Source organism: Enterobacter sp. E12, from assembly GCF_014596715.2.
GTDB classification, from domain to species: Bacteria; Pseudomonadota; Gammaproteobacteria; order Enterobacterales; family Enterobacteriaceae; genus Enterobacter; species Enterobacter bugandensis.
Window position 1 is genome coordinate 3,295,265 of the sequence record NZ_CP115601.1, and the last position, 17,878, is coordinate 3,313,142.

General features: G+C 56.8%; 24 protein-coding genes. 15 read left to right on the forward strand and 9 right to left on the reverse strand.

Going from position 1 to position 17,878, the window contains the following annotated elements:
* The first annotated feature begins 174 nt into the window (after positions 1-174).
* The 11 genes from IB212_RS15760 (at position 175) to IB212_RS15810 (ending at position 4,554) form a co-directional block, all read left to right on the forward strand.
* Entirely contained in the window at positions 175-465 is a 291-nt protein-coding gene (locus IB212_RS15760; protein WP_188245932.1) for a DUF5405 family protein, read from the forward strand.
* On the forward strand, positions 462-635 hold the full coding sequence (locus IB212_RS15765; protein ID WP_188245933.1) for a DUF2737 family protein: 174 nt from the start codon (positions 462-464) through the stop codon (positions 633-635). The genes IB212_RS15760 and IB212_RS15765 overlap by 4 nt, the downstream gene beginning before the upstream one ends.
* Positions 632-1,357, forward strand: coding sequence for an HNH endonuclease signature motif containing protein (locus IB212_RS15770; protein WP_223239674.1), 726 nt, complete (start codon positions 632-634; stop codon positions 1,355-1,357). Before IB212_RS15765 ends, IB212_RS15770 begins: the two co-directional genes overlap by 4 nt.
* Positions 1,354-1,539, forward strand: coding sequence for a hypothetical protein (locus IB212_RS15775; protein ID WP_188245934.1), 186 nt, complete (start codon positions 1,354-1,356; stop codon positions 1,537-1,539). The genes IB212_RS15770 and IB212_RS15775 overlap by 4 nt, the downstream gene beginning before the upstream one ends.
* A complete protein-coding gene (locus IB212_RS15780; RefSeq protein WP_188245935.1) occupies positions 1,536-2,108 on the forward strand; it encodes an ead/Ea22-like family protein in 573 nt (190 codons plus the stop codon). Before IB212_RS15775 ends, IB212_RS15780 begins: the two co-directional genes overlap by 4 nt.
* A 124-nt stretch (positions 2,109-2,232) precedes the next feature.
* Positions 2,233-3,060, forward strand: a complete 828-nt coding sequence (locus tag IB212_RS15785; RefSeq protein WP_188245936.1) for a hypothetical protein — start codon at positions 2,233-2,235, stop codon at positions 3,058-3,060.
* Positions 3,060-3,302, forward strand: coding sequence for a hypothetical protein (locus IB212_RS15790; RefSeq protein ID WP_188245937.1), 243 nt, complete (start codon positions 3,060-3,062; stop codon positions 3,300-3,302). The genes IB212_RS15785 and IB212_RS15790 overlap by 1 nt, the downstream gene beginning before the upstream one ends.
* A gap of 207 nt (positions 3,303-3,509) precedes the next feature.
* Complete coding sequence (locus IB212_RS15795; protein ID WP_223239675.1) at positions 3,510-3,653, forward strand: hypothetical protein; 144 nt, start codon at positions 3,510-3,512, stop codon at positions 3,651-3,653.
* Between the two features lie 36 nt (positions 3,654-3,689).
* The gene (locus tag IB212_RS15800; protein WP_188245939.1) at positions 3,690-3,938 is read left to right on the forward strand and encodes a hypothetical protein; all 249 of its coding nucleotides are present in this window, start codon (positions 3,690-3,692) and stop codon (positions 3,936-3,938) included.
* A gap of 107 nt (positions 3,939-4,045) precedes the next feature.
* A complete protein-coding gene (locus IB212_RS15805; protein ID WP_188245940.1) occupies positions 4,046-4,276 on the forward strand; it encodes a hypothetical protein in 231 nt (76 codons plus the stop codon).
* A 155-nt stretch (positions 4,277-4,431) separates the two neighbouring features.
* Positions 4,432-4,554, forward strand: coding sequence for an AlpA family phage regulatory protein (locus IB212_RS15810; protein WP_337992686.1), 123 nt, complete (start codon positions 4,432-4,434; stop codon positions 4,552-4,554).
* Here IB212_RS15810 and IB212_RS15815 read toward each other — a convergent pair.
* Positions 4,523-5,710 carry a phage integrase central domain-containing protein gene (locus IB212_RS15815; protein WP_188245941.1) on the reverse strand — a complete coding sequence of 396 codons (1,188 nt, stop codon included), beginning with the start codon at positions 5,708-5,710 and terminating at the stop codon, positions 4,523-4,525. The two genes, IB212_RS15810 and IB212_RS15815, sit on opposite strands and share 32 nt — an antisense overlap.
* 317 nt (positions 5,711-6,027) lie before the next feature.
* Here IB212_RS15815 and IB212_RS15820 point away from each other — a divergent pair, with 317 nt between their 5' ends.
* Genes IB212_RS15820 through IB212_RS15830 form a run of 3 tightly spaced genes read left to right on the forward strand, consistent with a single transcriptional unit; the run spans position 6,028 to position 8,977 of the window.
* Complete coding sequence (locus tag IB212_RS15820) at positions 6,028-7,008, forward strand: tripartite tricarboxylate transporter substrate binding protein (RefSeq protein ID WP_041908951.1); 981 nt, start codon at positions 6,028-6,030, stop codon at positions 7,006-7,008.
* An 11-nt stretch (positions 7,009-7,019) separates the two neighbouring features.
* Complete coding sequence (locus tag IB212_RS15825; protein WP_014884622.1) at positions 7,020-7,451, forward strand: tripartite tricarboxylate transporter TctB family protein; 432 nt, start codon at positions 7,020-7,022, stop codon at positions 7,449-7,451.
* 11 nt (positions 7,452-7,462) lie between these two features.
* Complete coding sequence (locus tag IB212_RS15830) at positions 7,463-8,977, forward strand: tripartite tricarboxylate transporter permease (protein ID WP_041908947.1); 1,515 nt, start codon at positions 7,463-7,465, stop codon at positions 8,975-8,977.
* Here IB212_RS15830 and menE read toward each other — a convergent pair whose 3' ends face one another.
* The 8 genes from menE to IB212_RS15870 form a co-directional block, all read right to left on the reverse strand.
* Positions 8,978-10,339 (reverse strand): o-succinylbenzoate--CoA ligase, encoded by a 1,362-nt coding sequence (gene menE / locus IB212_RS15835; RefSeq protein WP_188245942.1) that lies wholly within the window; start codon positions 10,337-10,339, stop codon positions 8,978-8,980. It lies immediately after the preceding gene.
* Positions 10,336-11,301, reverse strand: a complete 966-nt coding sequence (gene menC / locus IB212_RS15840; protein ID WP_041908942.1) for an o-succinylbenzoate synthase — start codon at positions 11,299-11,301, stop codon at positions 10,336-10,338. Before menC ends, menE begins: the two co-directional genes overlap by 4 nt.
* On the reverse strand, positions 11,301-12,158 hold the full coding sequence (gene menB, locus IB212_RS15845; RefSeq protein WP_028013920.1) for a 1,4-dihydroxy-2-naphthoyl-CoA synthase: 858 nt from the start codon (positions 12,156-12,158) through the stop codon (positions 11,301-11,303). The genes menC and menB overlap by 1 nt, the downstream gene beginning before the upstream one ends.
* Positions 12,155-12,931 (reverse strand): 2-succinyl-6-hydroxy-2,4-cyclohexadiene-1-carboxylate synthase, encoded by a 777-nt coding sequence (gene menH, locus IB212_RS15850; protein WP_188245943.1) that lies wholly within the window; start codon positions 12,929-12,931, stop codon positions 12,155-12,157. Before menH ends, menB begins: the two co-directional genes overlap by 4 nt.
* A complete protein-coding gene (gene menD / locus IB212_RS15855) occupies positions 12,928-14,598 on the reverse strand; it encodes a 2-succinyl-5-enolpyruvyl-6-hydroxy-3-cyclohexene-1-carboxylic-acid synthase (RefSeq protein WP_041908939.1) in 1,671 nt (556 codons plus the stop codon). Before menD ends, menH begins: the two co-directional genes overlap by 4 nt.
* An 88-nt stretch (positions 14,599-14,686) precedes the next feature.
* Positions 14,687-15,982 carry an isochorismate synthase MenF gene (gene menF / locus IB212_RS15860; RefSeq protein ID WP_188245944.1) on the reverse strand — a complete coding sequence of 432 codons (1,296 nt, stop codon included), beginning with the start codon at positions 15,980-15,982 and terminating at the stop codon, positions 14,687-14,689.
* Positions 15,983-16,067: 85 nt separating this feature from the next.
* A complete protein-coding gene (elaB, locus tag IB212_RS15865; protein WP_028013924.1) occupies positions 16,068-16,373 on the reverse strand; it encodes a stress response protein ElaB in 306 nt (101 codons plus the stop codon).
* A gap of 53 nt (positions 16,374-16,426) precedes the next feature.
* On the reverse strand, positions 16,427-16,888 hold the full coding sequence (locus IB212_RS15870; protein WP_069733486.1) for a GNAT family N-acetyltransferase: 462 nt from the start codon (positions 16,886-16,888) through the stop codon (positions 16,427-16,429).
* Positions 16,889-16,959: 71 nt separating this feature from the next.
* Between IB212_RS15870 and rbn the strand changes: the two genes are divergently transcribed.
* The gene (rbn, locus tag IB212_RS15875) at positions 16,960-17,877 is read left to right on the forward strand and encodes a ribonuclease BN (protein WP_045629891.1); all 918 of its coding nucleotides are present in this window, start codon (positions 16,960-16,962) and stop codon (positions 17,875-17,877) included.
* Position 17,878 lies beyond the last annotated feature (1 nt).

Consider the following 17,878-nt stretch of genomic DNA (forward strand, 5'->3'; position numbering starts at 1 on the left):
TACAGCCTGCACTCAAAGCCCGTGGAGCCCGCAAGACGAAGAGACGCTAGCTCGACTCTACCGTGATGGCTACCTGCAAAAGGACATCGCCGAAATGATGGGCAGAGGTTACACAGCTGTCAGGTCAAGAGTTACAAGGCTTCGCAAGCGAGACATGAACATGAGGAAAGCAGCATGAAACTTAATATCGAAGTTGGCAGTAAATACGTAATTACCGGAACTAAGTTTGACCTTGTTCTTAGCGAAAAGAAAACAGTCACAGACGAGAAGAGCAAGAACTTTGGCAACGAAATAGTCTCCCGCCTCGGATACTTCAGCACATTCGACAAACTGGTTAAAGAACTTTGCCACAAAGAGATTCTTGAGTCAGAAGCACAATCACTGGCAGAGCTGAAAACTCATATCGACGACCTGTCTATCGAACTGGCAGAAGGCGTTAACGATTTCCTGGAGCGCGCACAATGATAGGCATGACGTACGACCCATTCATCACTCCCAATGAGCTTATCGCCGGCCACCGATTCAAACCCATCAACGATACCCCACGCGAAGAAATGCTGAAGAAGAACTCATTCCCAAGCGTGAACGAGAACAAATTCCTGACAGCGTGGTTAAACCAGAGGGCGAAGAAATGAGCGTGAAACAGAAATTTATCGAGTGGTTTACCAAGAACAACAACGGCTGCTCGCCATCGATGGAAGACGACAGAGGCTTTGTGCACGAGAAGACGCAGCACATGTTCGAAGCGTACCAGGCTGGCGTGACAGAAGGTGAAGCCAGATGCGCGGCGTTGGCTAACTTATTTGGCGATGTGAAAGAGATCCATGGTTTCAAGTATCGCTATTTCATCACCTCGAGGGGGCTCATTTTCTCATTGGCCTCTGGCGAGCTAAAACAGTTAAATCCAACTATGCGCGGCAAAAACAGAAATCAGTATTTGTTCGTTAGGCTGGAGCTTGAAGGGAAACTGAAAGGCGTGAACATCCACCGATTAGTTGCTGAAAACTTTATCGGACCAAAACCTTCCGATGAGCACGTCATTAACCACAAGGACGGAAATAAGCAAAACAATGATGTTTCAAACCTGGAATGGACAACGATAGCGGGTAACACTCAGCACGCATATAGAACCGGCTTGGCCGGTGGAAGAAAACACGGTTCATATAAAGGTCCTGTCTGCGCAGAGAATGAGGAAGGTTTTGGGTATGTGTTCTTTGACAGCAAGCAGGCTATCGAGGCTGGCTTTAACCCAAACTCAATCAGGGACGCTGTAGTTAAGCCATGGAAGAAAGTATTCGGATTCTATTTTAGCCGTATCAATACCGAAGTTCAGCTTCGCAAAGGAGTGCAGTCATGAGCAAATTAACATCCAAGCAAATTGAGGTCTTGTCGTGCGTTTTCAAAGGTGAAAAGCCATACGCAATGTGGCGACAAACTCTCAACGCTTTACTGCGCAAAGGGCTGATAACCAGAACCGTTTTCGGATATTCAATTACAGCCAATGGAATCGACGTAATTAAGCAGGAGGCCGCCCAATGAGCAACATCGACAAACGCGCATTACGTGATAGCGCTGAAAGCACAATCGGCATTCTGGAAAGCATCGCCGGGTTCGAACCATCTGATATCGACGGCGACACCGTAGAGCTCCGCTTTGAAACAGAGGACGGCTTCGATACTGGTTGTGACGTGAGCATTGTTGACCAGTGCAAGAAAGCAGCTGATGTAATTCGGGCGCTGCTGGATGAACTGGAAGCCGCAGAGAATCGGACCGCTGAGGTTGAATCACAGCGGAGAATGGCTTTCATGGCTTGTAATCGGTGGGAGGATAAGTTCAGAGAGGCAGAGAAGCGGATTGCTGAGCTGGAGCGCAATGAAATTCGCGAAGAAGGAAACCAGTTTCTCGTCGTTCGGCACCCGGGGAAGATTCCTGTCGTGAAACACTGCGCTGGCGAACTCGAAGGCTTTCTGCGCCAACTGCTTGAGCATGACCCTATGGCAACCATCGACATCATCACACACAGATATTACGGCGTTGGTGGTCAATGGGTTCAGGATGCAGACGAATATCTGCAAATGATGGCCGCCGCAGCCGGTAAAGGAGAGTGAAATGATAGCAACTATTGGAACGATTCTGGTGTGGGCAATCATCATTCTTGGTGGTATTGCTGCGGCGTTTTTCGCTGTCATCGGATTGATGTTTTTCCTGAGCTGGCCTAAGGGGCGATAACCCATGAGCACTATTACCAGAGAGTTCACCAAAGAGCAGTTACAGCAAATCGAAGCTGCTGCGAAAGAAGTCATGTGGCCTGTTGTGTGGTCGGAAAAGAAAGCACGAGAGCACTTCAGTGAAAAAATAACTCCCAAGGTGGTACTGAAGCTGGCGCGTATCGCGCTGGCATCGCTCGAAGCGGAGCCTGCGATTCACCGCTGGCGTCGTGTGACCGTTGAGCCATACGGCCCTTATCCTTGGCATTACGGTAATTTTATCGGCTTCTCAAAACCCGTTGAGGGAATTGAGGATGAGTATTTTTACTCCGCCCCTCCAGCGCCGGTATCTGTGCCAACGTTCGATGAATGGCTGGAAATTCGCGGTAATAAACCGCTTGGGTGGGTAAAAGATGCCATGCGTGAATCGTATGATGCCTGCCGCGCCGCCATGCTTCAGGGTGCAAAACGTGTAACGACGGCTAACAAGTTGCCGGCGATTGGTTGGCTACGTGCTGACTATCAGGATGATAATCGTGGCCTGCGAGGTAATGCTCCACTGTTCGTGTTGGGTAAAAAAGACCCTTCAACGGTGTGGGGGCTGGATTACATCCCGCTTACCAGTAACTCTCTGGTAGTTCTGGATGGTGCTTGCCCATGTTGTGGTAGAAAACAACTCAAAAACAGGACATGTACTGTTTCTGGTTGTGATGGAAAGCATGTCGCGCATGGATTTTGCAAAAAACATTACGACATTGAGCGCAAAAAAGACCCGTCACGTCGCGAGAGCATCCGAGCCGCAGATAAGCGCTACCGCGCACGAAAGGCAGCAGCACCGCAGCAGGAGGCGTGATGTACGACAAATATCACCTTAGCCGATGCGATGCCATGGAGTGGCTTGCTGAGCACTACCCTGTATTTCCTGCGTCCATGCCTGATGTTCCGATGCGTGTCGAGTGGTGCAGTGAAAACCTGTTTAGAGGATGGGCGTTCATCATTCTGCTCGACGGCACTCTGGCATTCGCTGACTGCCTGTCACCATGTATCCGCGCTGAAGATATGGAAGGCTTCAGAATGCCGGAGATACAGATATGACCTCCACATTCGGCGCATAACAAACCCGCACCCAGCGGGTTTTTCTTTATCCGGAGTCACCATACATGCCAATCCAATTATCTGGCTCATAGTCGGAATTATGGCTCTGAGCGCTATCTCTTCACTCATTCACATGTCAGAGGGCTTGTTATGGCTAAATTTGCTGTGGGCGCGTTAGTGCAACTTAAGTCTGGAGGAATCAGAGGGATGGTTGAGAGCCAGATTGAGCCGGATAGCGACCATCCGAAAGCGTGGGTCCGATGGGATGACGGCAACTACTCGGTGCATCACGAAAACGAACTACGCGCGGCTACTGTTGATGAGCCTCGCGTGTATAAGAAATTATCGTAGAATATATGAACATGAGAGCGAAAAGACGAGGTTGTTATGAAACCAATCGAATACCTTGAGCTGCTTGCGTTAGAAGAAACGCGACCTTCTGCTGATGGCAGTACAAAATTACTAGACGGCTCAGCGCGTAGAATTTTTGATGCCTTTAGATTTGGCAATATCAGTGAAGATGAAGCAGTTATCATGTTTATGAAGAGCCAAAAGGAAAAGGCGGAATTTTATCTTAATGAGAGCATAAGCTTACGCGTGAACTCAACGTCTACCCCAATATTTATTGGCGGGTAGCGATACGTTTCCAGTACAGAAAAATAAGATTACTAAGGTCGCTAAGGCGCCCTTTTTTACGCATCGACTATACCGCCGCAATGGCGGTTTTTTATTGGAGATAGATAATGGGAAAGATGACTTTTGTTGTTGAGTTCGAGGATGGAAAAGAGCCATCTGTGCATTGGAAGACTCAGGTGTTAGGGGGGAAGATTGTTTCGGTTGAATGGAGTGATTACAGAGACGATCACTTTAGTGAAGATGAAAAAGACATGATCGTAGATGTCATGAATTTTATCCCGAAAGGAAACCCTCTTCGTGAAGGAATCCTGAAACGCCTTGAATTACTGACCTCATAGCGTCGGAGTAACCATGGAATCACACAGCCTCACACTCGATGAGGCCTGTGCATTTCTCAAGATATCAATTGGAGACAGCAATGAGCGATACACTCATGCCGATCACCGATGTGTGCGCGGCAACCGGATACAAGAAGCCAACCATTTACGAATGGATGCGAGACGGTAAATTCCCGCGCCCTGTAAAGATAGGTCGAAGCGTAAGATGGCCTTCCAGTGAAGTCGATGCATGGATAAAGGATAAAATCACTTCTTGTCCGCGATCAGGTCAGCAATAACACCGCCCCACCACTCCATCATTTCCCTTCTCTCTTTCATATACTCCGCATGGTTATACGCGGCAGCTACTCTATTCTTTTGCTGATGCGCCAGTTGTGCTTCTATCACTTCTGGCCTGAATCCTTGCTCATATAAAGCGGTGGATGCCGTGGCGCGGAAGTCATGCCCGGTTATCTCACCGCTTGCAAATCCCTGATACTCGATAGCGCGATTAATGGTGGTTTTGGCAATAGGCTGTCCAGGCTTCGATGGGCTGGCGAAGAGATACTCTTTATCACCGGTCAGAGGTTTAAGTTCCTCAAGCAATGCGATAACATGCTCACACAGCGGAACGCGATGTTCACGGCGTTTCTTCATCACTTCTTTCGGGATTATCCATTCAGCCTTTTCAAAGCTGATATCCTCCCACCTGGCAAACCTAAGTTCCTGTTGACGCACGAAAGTCATAACCAGCATTTTTATGCAGATGACCATAACGGGGCTTTTATAATTACGTAGTGCAACGAATAGCTGACGCAACTCTTCTGTGGTCGCTGGCCTGGCATGCGTTGTGGGCTTCTGCATCACTGCTCCCCGTAGCGCATAAGAAGGGTCAACTTCCGCTCTCAACGTGGCAACTGCATAGCAAAATACAGCCGAGCATATCTGTCTCACCTTTCCGGCGGAATAAGCGTTACCAGCCTTCTCCAGTGAGCGCATTAAGGCGAGTATGTGCGCTGCTTTGACGTCCTTAACTGGTATCTTTCCAATGGACGGCAGGATGTGCTTGTCCAGAAACCCGCGGTTAACTATCTGAGTCTTCTCTGCCCACGCCTGACACTTGCGCTCATACCATTCTTCAGCGATGGATTTGAAGGTGTTCTCTGCATCCCCCATCACCATCAGCTTTTCAGTGTCTTTGACGATGGTCGGATTTTTACCCTGCTTCACCTGCTCACGAGCCCACTCCCTTTCTCTTCTGGCATCAGCAAGGGAAACGCCAGGGTACTCGCCAATCGTATAGCGACCATCTTTTTTTGGTGTAAGCCAGAACCGGTAGCGCCATATTTTGGCACCGGTAGGTCTGATATCGAGATAGAGACCCTGCCCATCCTGAAGAGAGTAAGGCTTCTCATGAGGTTTAGCATTTCTGATTTTGGTGTCGGTTAATGGCATGGTAACAGGACAAGGTGAGAAATTTGTCCGGTAGGTTATCCGGTTTTTATCCGTCTCTCAATGGACGTTGGCATAACTCGACATAAACGTGATAGGTGAATCATGAGGTGGGAATGGTGACGGGCATAATGTGACATAACTACACATTATTCGGTGTGGATAAGCGAGTAAGAGACGCATGTCACATCCTGTAAAGTTGGTGTCCCGTTGAAAGGGAAATGAAAGGTTATTGTTTTAACAATCACACAACGGAACCGCTACAAGGTGGTTCACATAATCAGAAAAAAAGGCCCGTACCCCCGGCGTGAGGATAAACGATGAAAAAACAATTACTTTCTACCCTTGCTGCAAGCGTATTGCTGTTGAGTACCTCTGTAGTTCAGGCCCAGGACGCTCCGTCCCGTACCGAATGTATCGCCCCGGCCAAACCGGGCGGCGGTTTCGATCTCACCTGCAAGCTTATTCAGGTCAGCCTGCTGGAGACGAAGGCCATTGAGAAACCGATGCGCGTCACCTACATGCCAGGCGGCGTGGGCGCGGTGGCCTATAACGCGATTGTCGCGCAACGTCCGGCGGAAGCGGGAACGGTGGTGGCCTTCTCCGGCGGCTCGCTGCTGAACCTGTCGCAGGGCAAGTTTGGCCGCTACGGTGTGAACGACGTGCGCTGGCTGGCGACCGTCGGCACCGACTACGGAATGATTGCCGTGCGTGCCGATTCCCCGTGGAAATCCCTGAAAGATCTGCTGACCGCTATGGAAAAAGATCCGAACAGCGTGGTGATTGGCGCAGGGGCGTCTATCGGCAGCCAGGACTGGATGAAAGCGGCCCTTCTCGCCCAGCAGGCGAAGGTTGACCCGCATAAGATGCGCTACGTGGCCTTTGAGGGCGGCGGCGAACCGGTCACGGCGCTGATGGGCAACCACGTTCAGGCCGTTTCCGGCGATCTCAGCGAGATGGTGCCGTACCTGAGCGGGGATAAAATCCGCGTGCTGGCGGTCTTCTCGGAAAACCGTCTGCCGGGCCAGCTGGCGAACGTCCCGACCGCCAAAGAACAGGGTTATAACCTGGTCTGGCCGATCATCCGCGGCTTCTTCGTCGGGCCAAAAGTGACCGACGCCGAGTACCAGTGGTGGGTCGACGCGTTCAACAAACTCCAGCAGACGGAAGAATTTAAGAAACAGCGCGATCTGCGCGGACTGTTTGAGTTTAACCTGACCGGTAAGCCACTGGATGAGTACGTCAAAAAACAGGTGAATGACTACCGCGAACAGGCGAAAGCCTTTGGCCTGGCGAAATAACCGGAGGCGCTATGAGCGATCGTATTTTTGCCGGAATATGGCTGCTGCTCTGCGTTGGCGGGATGTTTGTCGCCTGGCAGATCCACAGCGAATACAGCTATGAACCCGTGGGACCCCGCCCCTTCCCGATGGGCATCGTCGGCCTGATGCTGCTCTGCTCGGTGGCGCTGCTGCTTCGCCACCCGGATACCGTCGAGTGGCCGCCGCGTCGCATTCTGCAGCGTCTGCTGGTGATGGTGATTGTCCTGCTGATGTATGCCTGGGGCTTTGAGTGGCTCGGCTTCCCGGTGGCGACCGCCATTCTGACGATGGTCATCGGCATGCTGTTTAACGCCACCCTCCCCGCGGCGGGGATCTCTGGCGTGGTGATGGGGATTTTACTGTGGTACGCCTTTGACCGCCTGCTGGACGTGACGTTACCGCTCGGCGCCTGGCTTAATTAACGGAGCACGCTATGGATACCTGGATTTACCTCTCGCAGGGGTTCGCCGTGGCGATGACCCCGGAAAACCTGGTGATCGCCCTGATCGGCTGTTTCGTGGGCACGATTGTCGGCCTGCTGCCGGGCCTTGGGCCGATCAACGGCGTGGCGATTTTACTCCCGCTGGCGTTTGCCCTGCATCTGCCTGCGGAATCGGCACTGATCCTGCTGGCAACGGTCTACATCGGCTGTGAATATGGCGGACGCATTTCGTCGATCCTGCTTAACGTGCCGGGGGATGCGGCGGCGATCATGACCGCGCTGGACGGCTACCCAATGGCGCGGCAGGGACGCGGCGGCGTGGCGCTCTCCATCTCTGCGGTCAGTTCATTCTTTGGCTCACTGATTGCCATTGGCGGCATCATTCTGTTCGCTCCTGCGCTGGCCCAGTGGTCGCTGGCGTTTGGTCCGGCAGAATATTTTGCCCTGATGGTGTTCGCCATTGCCTGCCTCGGCAGCATGATGGCGCAAAATCCGCTGAAGTCGTTTTTATCCGCGCTGATTGGCTTAGGGTTAGCCACCGTCGGCGTGGATGCCAACACCGGGGTCTATCGCTTTACCTTCGACAGCGTTCACCTGTCCGATGGCGTGCAGTTCATTGTCGTCGTGATCGGCCTGTTCTCTGTCTCTGAGATCTTACTGATGCTGGAGCATACCAGCAGCGGGCAGACGCTGGTGCGCAAAACCGGCCGGATGCTCTTTAGCGCTAAAGAGGGCGCGCAGTGCATCGGCGCCACGCTGCGCTCGTCGGTGATTGGCTTCTTCGTCGGCATCCTGCCGGGCGCCGGGGCCACTATCGCCAGCGCCATCACCTACATGACCGAGAAGAAGCTCAGCGGCAATAGCGACAGCTTTGGTAAAGGCGATATTCGCGGCGTCGCCGCGCCTGAGGCGGCCAATAACGCCTCGGCCTGCGGCTCGTTTATCCCGATGCTGACCCTGGGCGTGCCGGGATCCGGCACCACGGCGGTGATGATGGGCGCGCTGACGCTCTATAACATTACGCCCGGCCCGGCGATGTTTACCGAGCAGCCTGATATTGTCTGGGGGCTGATTGCCGCGCTGCTGATCGCCAACGTCATGCTACTGGTGATGAATATCCCGCTGATTGGGCTGTTCACCCGCATGCTGACGATTCCGCTGTGGTTCCTGGTGCCCGCCATTGCCGCCGTCTCTGCGGTGGGGGTTTACGCGGTGCACAGCACCACGTTTGACCTGGTGCTGATGGTGGTCCTCGGCGTGTTCGGCTACATCTTGCGAAAAATGCACTTCCCAATGTCTCCGCTGATTTTGGGCTTTGTGCTGGGTGAGATGCTGGAGCAGAACCTGCGCCGCGCCCTGTCCATCAGCAACGGTAATGTGTCGATACTGTGGGACAGCAGCGTCGCGAAGGTTCTGTTAGCGCTCGCGGTCATGGTGATTGTGGTGCCGCCGGTGTTGCGCCTGCTGCGTCGTCGCCAGCGCAAACCGGAGCCGGATATCGGCTAACTATACGGAAAGCTGGGCATTGACCCACTGCTTTAACGCCTGGCGGGAGATCTTAATCCCGCCATTTTTTAGCTCAGCCGGCAGCACCAGCCAGTGAACGGGCTGCTCAAAGCGCGCCAGCCTGCCCTGTACCCAGGTCGGGAAACGGGTGATATCCGTTCCCGGCTCGCACTCCACCACCGCCACCGGACGCTGTCCAAACTCGGCGTCATCCAGCGGGACGATAAACACCTGGTTAATCTGCGGGTGCGCGGCGATAACGCGCTCCAGCGATTCCGGCTGGATCCCCTCTCCACCGCTGAAAAAGAGATTGTCCATGCGGCCTAAAATAGTCAGACGGTCGCCATGCCATTCCCCGCGATCGCGAGTGGCAAACCAGCCCTGCGCGTTGGTCAGCGGTATCAGGGCGCCGTCCCGCCAGTAGCCGGAAGCCATGCTCTGCGCTTTGATCCAGACTTCACCGTTAACGACCTGCACCTCTCTGCCCGGCAGCGCACGGCCCACGTCCGGATCGCCGTCAGCCTCTTTTGCGCAGACGGTAGAGGCAAACTCGGTGAGGCCGTAGCCGCAGTACGTCCGAACGCCCTGTTCCCGGGCCTTTTGCGTCAGCGTTACGGGAATGGCCGCCCCGCCGAGCAGCACCGCTTTCAGTGCGATGTGGCTTTCGCTATTGAGGAGACGCCAGAGCTGGGTCGGCACCAGCGAGGCGTGGGTGCAGCCGCGTAGCGCCTGCTCCAGCGGCTGCTTCTCGCGCACGGTTAAGCGCGCACCGGCCTGCAGCCAGCGCCATAAAATCCCCTGGCCGGAAACGTGAAACAGCGGCAGCGAAAGCAGCCAGTCGTCGTTATCCCCGTAGGGCATCAGCGACAGCACGCCGCGGGCGCTGGCAAGATGGGCGGCGCAGGTATGCACCGCCGCCTTCGGCAGCCCGGTGGAGCCGGAGGTGAGCGTCATGGTGGCCAGCCGCGACGGCTGCCACGCAGCGCAGTACGCATCCACTGGCTCGCACATGCTCAGGCCATGAAGGCCGTCGTAGCTGCCGTCCAGCACCAGCGCAAAGCGCAGCGTCATCTGCGGGATCAGCACGTCGAGCAGCGGGCGCGGCAGCTGCGGATTAACGGGAAGAATACGTGCACCGCACTGAAGCAGCGCCAGCCACGCCAGCAGCGTTTGCGGGTGGTTATAGGCCAGCAGCAGTACGCCATCGCCCTCCGCCACGCCCTGCTGGTGAAACCCTGCCGCAAGGTGGTCGACGCGCACACACAACTGCTGCCAGGTGAGCGCTTCATCATTCAGCCTCAGGGCCGGTTTATCGGCAAAAAGCGCGCGCCAGTGACGCCAGGGCCAGTCGGTAAAACTCATAGCAACGGCTCCAGCGCCTCTGCGTCGAGGCACGGCAGCGTGCTGGCAGGCCACTCGCGGAGAAGCTGAGCCTGCATCAGGTTCAGCGTGTCGAGGCCGGGAACCGTGTCCGGCGTTAACCAGGCGGCAATGCGCGCCAGCTGGGTCAGCCCCAGGCTGGACTCTATCGACGAGCTGATCACCGCCGTCAGCCCCAGCGCGTGCGCCGCCGAGACCTGCTCGCGCACCTTCGCCAAGCTGCCGGTTAGCGTCGGCTTAATCACCACCGCGCTGACGCCGGGCTCGGCGACAAATTCAAAATCGTCCTCGCGCAGACTTTCATCCCAGGCGATGGCGATCCCCGTTTCGCGGGCAAAGGCGCGCGAGTCATCGCGGGTTTTGCACGGTTCTTCGAGGAAGGCAATGCGGCTGCGGTACGCCGGGTTGACGTACCTGGCGAACTGCTGCGCCTTAAGCGGCGTCCACGCGCGGTTGGCATCCAGACGCAGGTGCAGATCGGGGATTGCTTCCAGCAGCAAGTTGGCGACCATGCCGTCACGCACCGCTTCGTAGAGACCGACTTTGATTTTCGCCACTTTCTCGCCCGGCATGGCGGCGAGCAGCGCGAACAGCTCGTCCGGGTCGCCCGTGCAGAGCGGTGCCGCGCGATAGTTAGCCTCTTCCGGCAGGCTACCGTCCAGCTCCGCCAGCGCGCAGCTGATGCCAAAGGCGGCGGAACGCGTGTCCGGTAATGCCGGGTTTGCGCCCTCACGCCACGCCTTTACCCACGCCAGCAATGCAGACTGCGCGTCATCCAGCGACTCCAGACTAAAGCCCGGCAGAGGCGAAATCTCGCCCCAGCCTTCCTGCTCGTCCTGATGAAGATGCACAAAGAAGCCGTCACGGGTTTTTAACCGTCGTTCACGCAGCACCACGCCCGCGTCCATCGGTATCTGCCAGCGGTAAACCTGCGCGCGACGCATTACGGGTTCCGTTTGTATTTGCTGAAGTCTGGCTGGCGTTTTTCGTTGAACGCGTTGCGCCCTTCCTGACCCTCTTCGGTCATGTAGAACAGCATGGTGGCGTTACCCGCCAGCTCCTGCAGACCCGCCTGACCGTCACAGTCGGCATTAAGTGCCGCTTTCAGGCAACGCAGCGCCATCGGGCTGTTTTGCAGCATCTCTCGGCACCAGCGCACGGTCTCTTTTTCGAGATCGGCAAGCGGCACCACGGTATTCACCAGGCCCATATCCAGCGCTTCCTGTGCGTTGTACTGGCGGCACAGGAACCAGATTTCGCGGGCTTTTTTCTGCCCGACGATGCGCGCCATGTAAGAGGCACCCCAGCCGCCGTCGAAGGAGCCCACTTTCGGGCCGGTCTGGCCGAAGATGGCGTTTTCAGCAGCGATGGTCAGGTCGCACATCATGTGCAGCACGTGGCCGCCGCCGATGGAATAGCCCGCCACCATCGCCACCACCGGTTTCGGGCAGGTGCGGATCTGGCGCTGGAAATCGAGGACGTTCAGGTGGTGCGTGCCCGCATCGTCCTGGTATCCGCCGTAGTCGCCGCGCACCTTCTGATCGCCACCGGAGCAGAAGGCCTTCTCGCCTTCACCGGTCAGCACGATCACGCCGATACTGTCGTCGTAGCGCGCATCCGCCAGGGCCTGAATCATCTCTTTGACGGTCAGCGGACGGAAGGCGTTACGCACCTGCGGACGGTTGATGGTGATTTTGGCAATGCCGTCGGCAGATTTGTGGTAACGAATGTCGGTGTAGCCTTCGGAGCAGTCCTGCCATTCAACCGGCGCATAAAGCATGTGTTCATCAGGATAGATCATAGAGTGTCCTTTATTCGAAGACGCAGTATCTGAGCCAGACTCGCGGCAACCGCGTCGGGGTTTTCCCGGTGGGCGTTGTGTCCGGCGTTTGGAATCGCATGGCGAACGGCGTCCAGTTCAGCGGCCAGGGCCGCGAACTTCTGGTCACGTTCACCGTAGAGATAGTCAAAAGGGAAATTGCATACGCTAATCGCGGCACGCAAATTGGGCTGCACGGCCAGCGACGTTGCTTCGAGCATCTTCGCCAGCGTCCCGCCGTTGTTCTGGCTGCGCAGGGCGATAAGCGCCTTGTGCTGGCGGTCAGTGAGGGAAGCAAATACCGGCTGTTGATACCAGTCGGTAAAGACCTTTTCCAGCGGTTCGGTGCGAAAACGCGTCGCCCAGCGGCGGTCGGATGTCCACCGCGCGTGACGCTCATCCTCATCCTGCAGGCCCGGATGTCCACCTTCAACGATCACCCCCAGCAGCCCCTTCGGCTGCTGGCAGGCATGAAACATCGCAATGCGGCCGCCGAGGGAGTACCCCACCAGCCAAAAGTTCAGTATGTTGTAACTAAGCAGGGTTCGGGTAAGCAACGTGCTCATCTCGTCGAACCCCGTCACGGCAATATTCCCGGACTCACCGTGGCCCGGCAGGTCAAGATAGAGCCGGGAATACTCGCCGAGTTGCTTCCCGACAGCCTGCCACTCGCGGCAGTCGCCGGAAAAACCGTGCAAAAAGACCAGCCAGGGATAGCCCGGTTTACCGGCCTGCTGCACGCCCGAGAGGATCATAGCTGGCTCACCTGCGCCAGCAGGCTTTGCAGGGTCTGCGCGCCGTCGGCCTCGTTCACCACCAGCTCAATCAGCGTCGCGCCCGGCTGCTTCCAGGCGGTGCTTAACGCCGCTTCCAGCTGTTCCCAGCTTTCCGGGCGATGGTATTTCAGGCTGAACATCGCCGCGGCGTGTTCAAACTGCACGTTCTGCGGCATCAGGTAGAAGCGCTCGCGCTCGCTCTGGGGCGTTGGCAACAGGGAGAAAATCTGCCCGCCGTTGTTGTTGACCACAATCAGCACAAACGGCGCGGACGCCTGACGCAGTAGCGCCAGCGCGTTGAGATCGTAGAGCGCGGAGAGATCGCCCACGATCGCCAGCGTCGATTTCGCGCTGGCGCGCTGCACCCCCGCCGCCGTCGAGATCAGCCCGTCGATGCCGCTGGCACCGCGATTGCTGTACACCGGGTAGCCCGCCGGCAGCTGCGAAAAGGCATCGATCAGCCGCACGACCAGGCTGTTGCCGACAAACAGCTGCCCCTGTTCCGGCAGGTATTGGCGAATACGGTGCGCCAGCCCGGCCTCGCTGAATGTCTCACAGCGCGCTTTGGTGATTTCCCACGCCTGACGCGACAGCTCAGGGATCGCCACCGCCCAGGGCTGACGTTTTTCCGCCGGGTGCAGTTCCAGCCAGCTATCAATTTTGCTCACCAGACGACGGCCGCGATGGTGCGCCGGGTCGAGCCGCCCTTCCAGTGCGTCCACCACCCAGTACTCTTCCGGCGTGCAGGTCGCCTGCCACTGCAGCAGACGTTTTCCGGTCAGGCTTGCGCCGATCTGGACCACAATCTGCGCCTGCGAAAGCTCAGTAACCGCTTTCGCGTTACCCAGCCAGAGATCGGCGCACGGCAGCGGCTGGCCGGTCTGGGAAAGCACGTCGCCAATCAGCGGCCAGCCGAGGGTTTGCGCCCATTCGGCGACCAGCCTGCCTTCGGCGGCGCTCATGCGCCCGGCGATGACCACGCCTCGCTTCTGCCGCCAGAAGAACCAGTCGCGCTGTTTCGCGCTCTCAAGATGCGTCTGCTCGCGCAGCCACGGCTTTTCGCTCTGCCACCATTCGCCGAGTGACCGCTGCCAGTCAAGGCCGGTATCGTCCAGCTCGCCGTACAGCGGCTCGGCAAACGGGCAGTTGAAATGCAGCGCCCCGCTGCGCAATGTCGCCATGGCGTGATCGACGGTGGAGACCAGCCAGCTTGCAGGAATATCCTGGGTGGGACGCGGTAACGAAACCGTCTGCGAAGGGTGCGTAGAAAAAAGTCCGGGCTGGCGAATGGCCTGATTGGCGCCGCAGTCGATTAGCTCAGGCGGACGGTCGGCCGTCAGCAGGATCAGTTTTTCACCGGTTAACCCGGCTTCAATCAAGGCCGGATAGAGGTTCGCCACGGCGGTACCGGAAGTGACAATCACCGCCACGGGTTCTTTGCTTACCTTCGCCAGCCCGAGCGCGAGATGTCCCAGACCTCGCTCGTCAAAGTGGGTGTGGTGAACAAACGCCCGGTTTTCAGCCGCCGCCAGCGTCAGCGGCGTTGAGCGAGAACCCGGTGCAATACACACGTGCCTGACGCCATGGCGCGTCAGGGCTTCAAGGATCACCGCCGCCCAGCGTCGGTTAAAAGAACTTACTGACATGAGATTGTCCGGTATCAAGAATGCGACACAGTATAAATAATAGAAAAAATTGGAATTTTGATATGAATCGGGATTGCGCGAATCAGTATTAATCCCTTAGGAGCAGAGAGCGCAATCCGGCGGCTTTGTTTTCGATCTCCTGCCACTCCTGCTCCGGGTCAGAGCCGCTGACAATGCCCGCTCCGGCGTAAAGCCGCAGAGCGTCTTCCTCTACGCGCGCCGAGCGCAGCGCCACGCAGAATTCGCTTTGTTCGGGGGATAAATACCCGGCCGAACCGGCGTACCACTCGCGGTTAAAGGGTTCAACGTGCTGAATAAACTCGCGCGCTGGCTGTCGCGGAAGCCCGGCAACCGCCGCCGTCGGCTGTAGCACGTGCAGGCACAGCTCATCGTCGGCCTGCTTGAGCTCGGTCCAGATACAGCGGCGTAAGTGCTGCACTTTGCGCAGACGGACGACCTGAGCCAGCAACACCTCCAGCGTCTGCGTATGGTGTTGAAGACGCTGGCAGATATCTTCCACCACCAGCATATTTTCGCGCTGGTTTTTATCGTCATTCAGCAGCCACTCGCCCAGACGCTGCGCCTGTTTATCGTCAGTATGGCTGGCGACGGTGCCCGCCAGCGCTTCGGTGCGCAGCAGCTTGCCGCGCCGCCGCCAGAGACGCTCGGGCGTGGAGCCGAGAAACGCGTTGCTGGCGTCGAATATCATGCAGAAATGATAGCAGTTTAAATTCAGGGCGCGGCTGGCGGCCATCAGCGCGACGGGGTTAACGCGCTGTTTACACTGCAGGTCGGTGGCTCGGGCGAGAACGACCTTTTCGAAATCACCGCGTGCAATTGTCTCTGTCGCTTTGCCGATAAGGCTAAGCCATTGCGGTTTTTCCGGGTGATGGGTTTCGCGCTCAACCTGCACGGAGAGCGGACGGATCGGTCTGGCGGGAAGCAGTTGCTGTAAGAACGCCCGCGCGGTGTCGGCATCGTCCTCAAGCGAGCTGTCGCTCCACAGCTGCAGACGCAACGTGGCGTTGCCAGCGGTACGTCGCCACAGCAGACGCGGTAAAAAGAGGCTGCCCTGCTCCGGGTTAAACGCGTTCAGGCCGCAGATTCGGGTATCTTCAGGGGCGTGTTGCGCACTTAAAAACTGCGAGGCTAACGCCAGAGAGGAGAATTGGACCACCGCTCCCAGCGCGGCCAGCTCTTCATCGCCGTTACGCTGTTGCCAGTAAAACTGAGGATAGCACTGCTGCTCGCCCAGCCAGGCAAGGGGATCGAAGGCATCGTTTAACGGGAAAGAGACGTCGAAATGACGCAGGCCGGATGTGGCAGGTAACGCTTGCGAAAGATGGCTACGCAATTGTTCCAGCGCGAGGAAAATCGAATTCACGCGAACCTCTCCCTGTTAAAACCTCATATTATACGGGGTACCATAAGAAATATCAGTACCCACGTATAGGGAGTGGTTAAACGGCTTAACGACGGGCCAGCAGCAGACCCAGCACCAGCCCTACGGCTGCGCCCACCCCAATGCCCTGCCACGGTTTTTCATGGACGTAATCATCGGCACGATAAACCGCTTTTTTGGCGCGGTAGTAGTAAGTATCAGACGCATGGCTGACGCGGTTTTTAACGTCGTGGAGCGCCTGCTCGGCACGGGCTTTCAGCTCGATATATTTCTGATCGGCAGGGTCGCCCGAGGAACGTAACACCTCTTCCAGCGTTTCGCTCAGTAAGGTCAGGTCGTCGTCGATACGGGTATCCCAGGATTGAAATGACATATTTTTCTCCATGTTAGTACACCAGTCCGCTAACTATAGACAACGACGCGCCATTACGCCTGTTTCGCTTCCCGCGCCATGCCGATGTGCGGAATACCGTCTTCGTCGTAGATGTCGGTGACCGGCATAAAACCGAAATGACCGTAGAAGGATTGCAGGTGCGCCTGCGCGCCCAGGTATAACGCCTTGTCCGGCCACTGTTTCTGGCATGACTCCAGCGTTTTTTCCATCAGCTGATAACCCAGTTTTTCACCCCGCGCGTGACCGCTGATAATGACGCGGCCTATCACCACGGGCTCGACATCGTCCTCGCTTTTCAGAATCCTCGCATACGCCACCAGCTCGTTATCCTTCCAGCCGAGGATATGGCGGTTTTCGCCAACGAGGTCATCGCCGTCGATGTCCTGATACGGGCACGTCTGTTCAACCACAAACACTTCGCAGCGCAGTTTAAGCAGCGCGTAGAGCGAATGAACGGTGAGCTCACTATGATGTAAATCTTGCCACTGGATCATCTCTTTCTCCTTCCTGGGGTTCATCACGTTATACTAAACCCCTCCCCGTTCGGCAAAGGGCTGATTGCGTTATGGAACTGATTTTTCTGGGTACGTCCGCTGGCGTGCCAACCCGCTCACGAAACGTGACGGCAATTCTGCTGGATCTTAAGCATCCCACCCGCGGCGGGCTGTGGCTGTTTGACTGCGGTGAAGGGACGCAGCATCAGCTGCTGCACACCGCGTATCACCCCGGCAAGCTGGATAAAATTTTTATTACTCACCTGCACGGCGACCATCTGTTTGGCCTGCCGGGCCTGCTGTGCAGCCGCTCAATGGCCGGCAACGCCAATCCGCTGACGATTTACGGGCCTGCGGGTGTGCGTGAATTTGTTGAAACCGCGCTGCGCCTGAGCGGATCATGGACGGATTATCCGCTGGAGATCGTTGAGATTAGCGAAGGCCTGGTTTTCGATGACGGTGATTATAAGGTGAGCGCTCAGCCGCTAAATCATCCCGTTGAGTGCTATGGCTATCGCATTGAAGCGCATGACAAGCCCGGCGCGCTGGACGCCGCCGCGCTGATGGCCGCTGGCGTAAAACCCGGACCGTTGTTCCAGCGCCTGAAGCACGGCGAGACCGTCACGCTGGAGGACGGTCGCGTCATCAACGGTCAGGATTATCTCGCCGCGCCCGAGCCGGGCAAGAAGCTGGCTATCTTTGGCGACACGGCCCCGTGCCCGGCGGCGCTTCAGCTTGCCCAGGGCGTTGACGTGATGGTGCACGAAGCCACGCTGGAAACGGCGATGGAAGAGAAAGCCAACGGCCGCGGCCATAGCTCAACGCGTCAGGCGGCGCAGCTTGCCCGCGACGCAGGCGTCGGAAGGCTGATCGTCACTCACGTCAGTTCCCGCTACGACGCGCGGGGGTGTGCAAGCCTGCTGGCAGAGTGCCTGGCGGTGTTCCCGGCGTGCGAGCTGGCCGAAGATTTCGCTAAGGTCAGCGTTTAGC

Coding starts and splice junctions, on each gene's coding strand:
- menD (WP_041908939.1), bottom strand. CDS start 14,598: ATGTCAGTAAGTTCTTTTAACCGACGCTGGGCGGCGGTGATCCTTGAA.
- IB212_RS15800 (WP_188245939.1), top strand. CDS start 3,690: ATGAAACCAATCGAATACCTTGAGCTGCTTGCGTTAGAAGAAACGCGA.
- IB212_RS15870 (WP_069733486.1), bottom strand. CDS start 16,888: ATGATCCAGTGGCAAGATTTACATCATAGTGAGCTCACCGTTCATTCG.
- IB212_RS15830 (WP_041908947.1), top strand. CDS start 7,463: ATGGATACCTGGATTTACCTCTCGCAGGGGTTCGCCGTGGCGATGACC.
- rbn (WP_045629891.1), top strand. CDS start 16,960: ATGGAACTGATTTTTCTGGGTACGTCCGCTGGCGTGCCAACCCGCTCA.
- IB212_RS15765 (WP_188245933.1), top strand. CDS start 462: ATGATAGGCATGACGTACGACCCATTCATCACTCCCAATGAGCTTATC.
- menC (WP_041908942.1), bottom strand. CDS start 11,301: ATGCGTCGCGCGCAGGTTTACCGCTGGCAGATACCGATGGACGCGGGC.
- IB212_RS15825 (WP_014884622.1), top strand. CDS start 7,020: ATGAGCGATCGTATTTTTGCCGGAATATGGCTGCTGCTCTGCGTTGGC.
- IB212_RS15785 (WP_188245936.1), top strand. CDS start 2,233: ATGAGCACTATTACCAGAGAGTTCACCAAAGAGCAGTTACAGCAAATC.
- menB (WP_028013920.1), bottom strand. CDS start 12,158: ATGATCTATCCTGATGAACACATGCTTTATGCGCCGGTTGAATGGCAG.
- menE (WP_188245942.1), bottom strand. CDS start 10,339: ATGAGTTTTACCGACTGGCCCTGGCGTCACTGGCGCGCGCTTTTTGCC.
- IB212_RS15760 (WP_188245932.1), top strand. CDS start 175: ATGAAACTTAATATCGAAGTTGGCAGTAAATACGTAATTACCGGAACT.
- IB212_RS15790 (WP_188245937.1), top strand. CDS start 3,060: ATGTACGACAAATATCACCTTAGCCGATGCGATGCCATGGAGTGGCTT.
- IB212_RS15770 (WP_223239674.1), top strand. CDS start 632: ATGAGCGTGAAACAGAAATTTATCGAGTGGTTTACCAAGAACAACAAC.
- IB212_RS15805 (WP_188245940.1), top strand. CDS start 4,046: ATGGGAAAGATGACTTTTGTTGTTGAGTTCGAGGATGGAAAAGAGCCA.
- IB212_RS15780 (WP_188245935.1), top strand. CDS start 1,536: ATGAGCAACATCGACAAACGCGCATTACGTGATAGCGCTGAAAGCACA.
- IB212_RS15795 (WP_223239675.1), top strand. CDS start 3,510: ATGGTTGAGAGCCAGATTGAGCCGGATAGCGACCATCCGAAAGCGTGG.
- elaB (WP_028013924.1), bottom strand. CDS start 16,373: ATGTCATTTCAATCCTGGGATACCCGTATCGACGACGACCTGACCTTA.
- IB212_RS15775 (WP_188245934.1), top strand. CDS start 1,354: ATGAGCAAATTAACATCCAAGCAAATTGAGGTCTTGTCGTGCGTTTTC.
- IB212_RS15815 (WP_188245941.1), bottom strand. CDS start 5,710: ATGCCATTAACCGACACCAAAATCAGAAATGCTAAACCTCATGAGAAG.
- IB212_RS15810 (WP_337992686.1), top strand. CDS start 4,432: ATGCGAGACGGTAAATTCCCGCGCCCTGTAAAGATAGGTCGAAGCGTA.
- menH (WP_188245943.1), bottom strand. CDS start 12,931: ATGATCCTCTCGGGCGTGCAGCAGGCCGGTAAACCGGGCTATCCCTGG.
- IB212_RS15820 (WP_041908951.1), top strand. CDS start 6,028: ATGAAAAAACAATTACTTTCTACCCTTGCTGCAAGCGTATTGCTGTTG.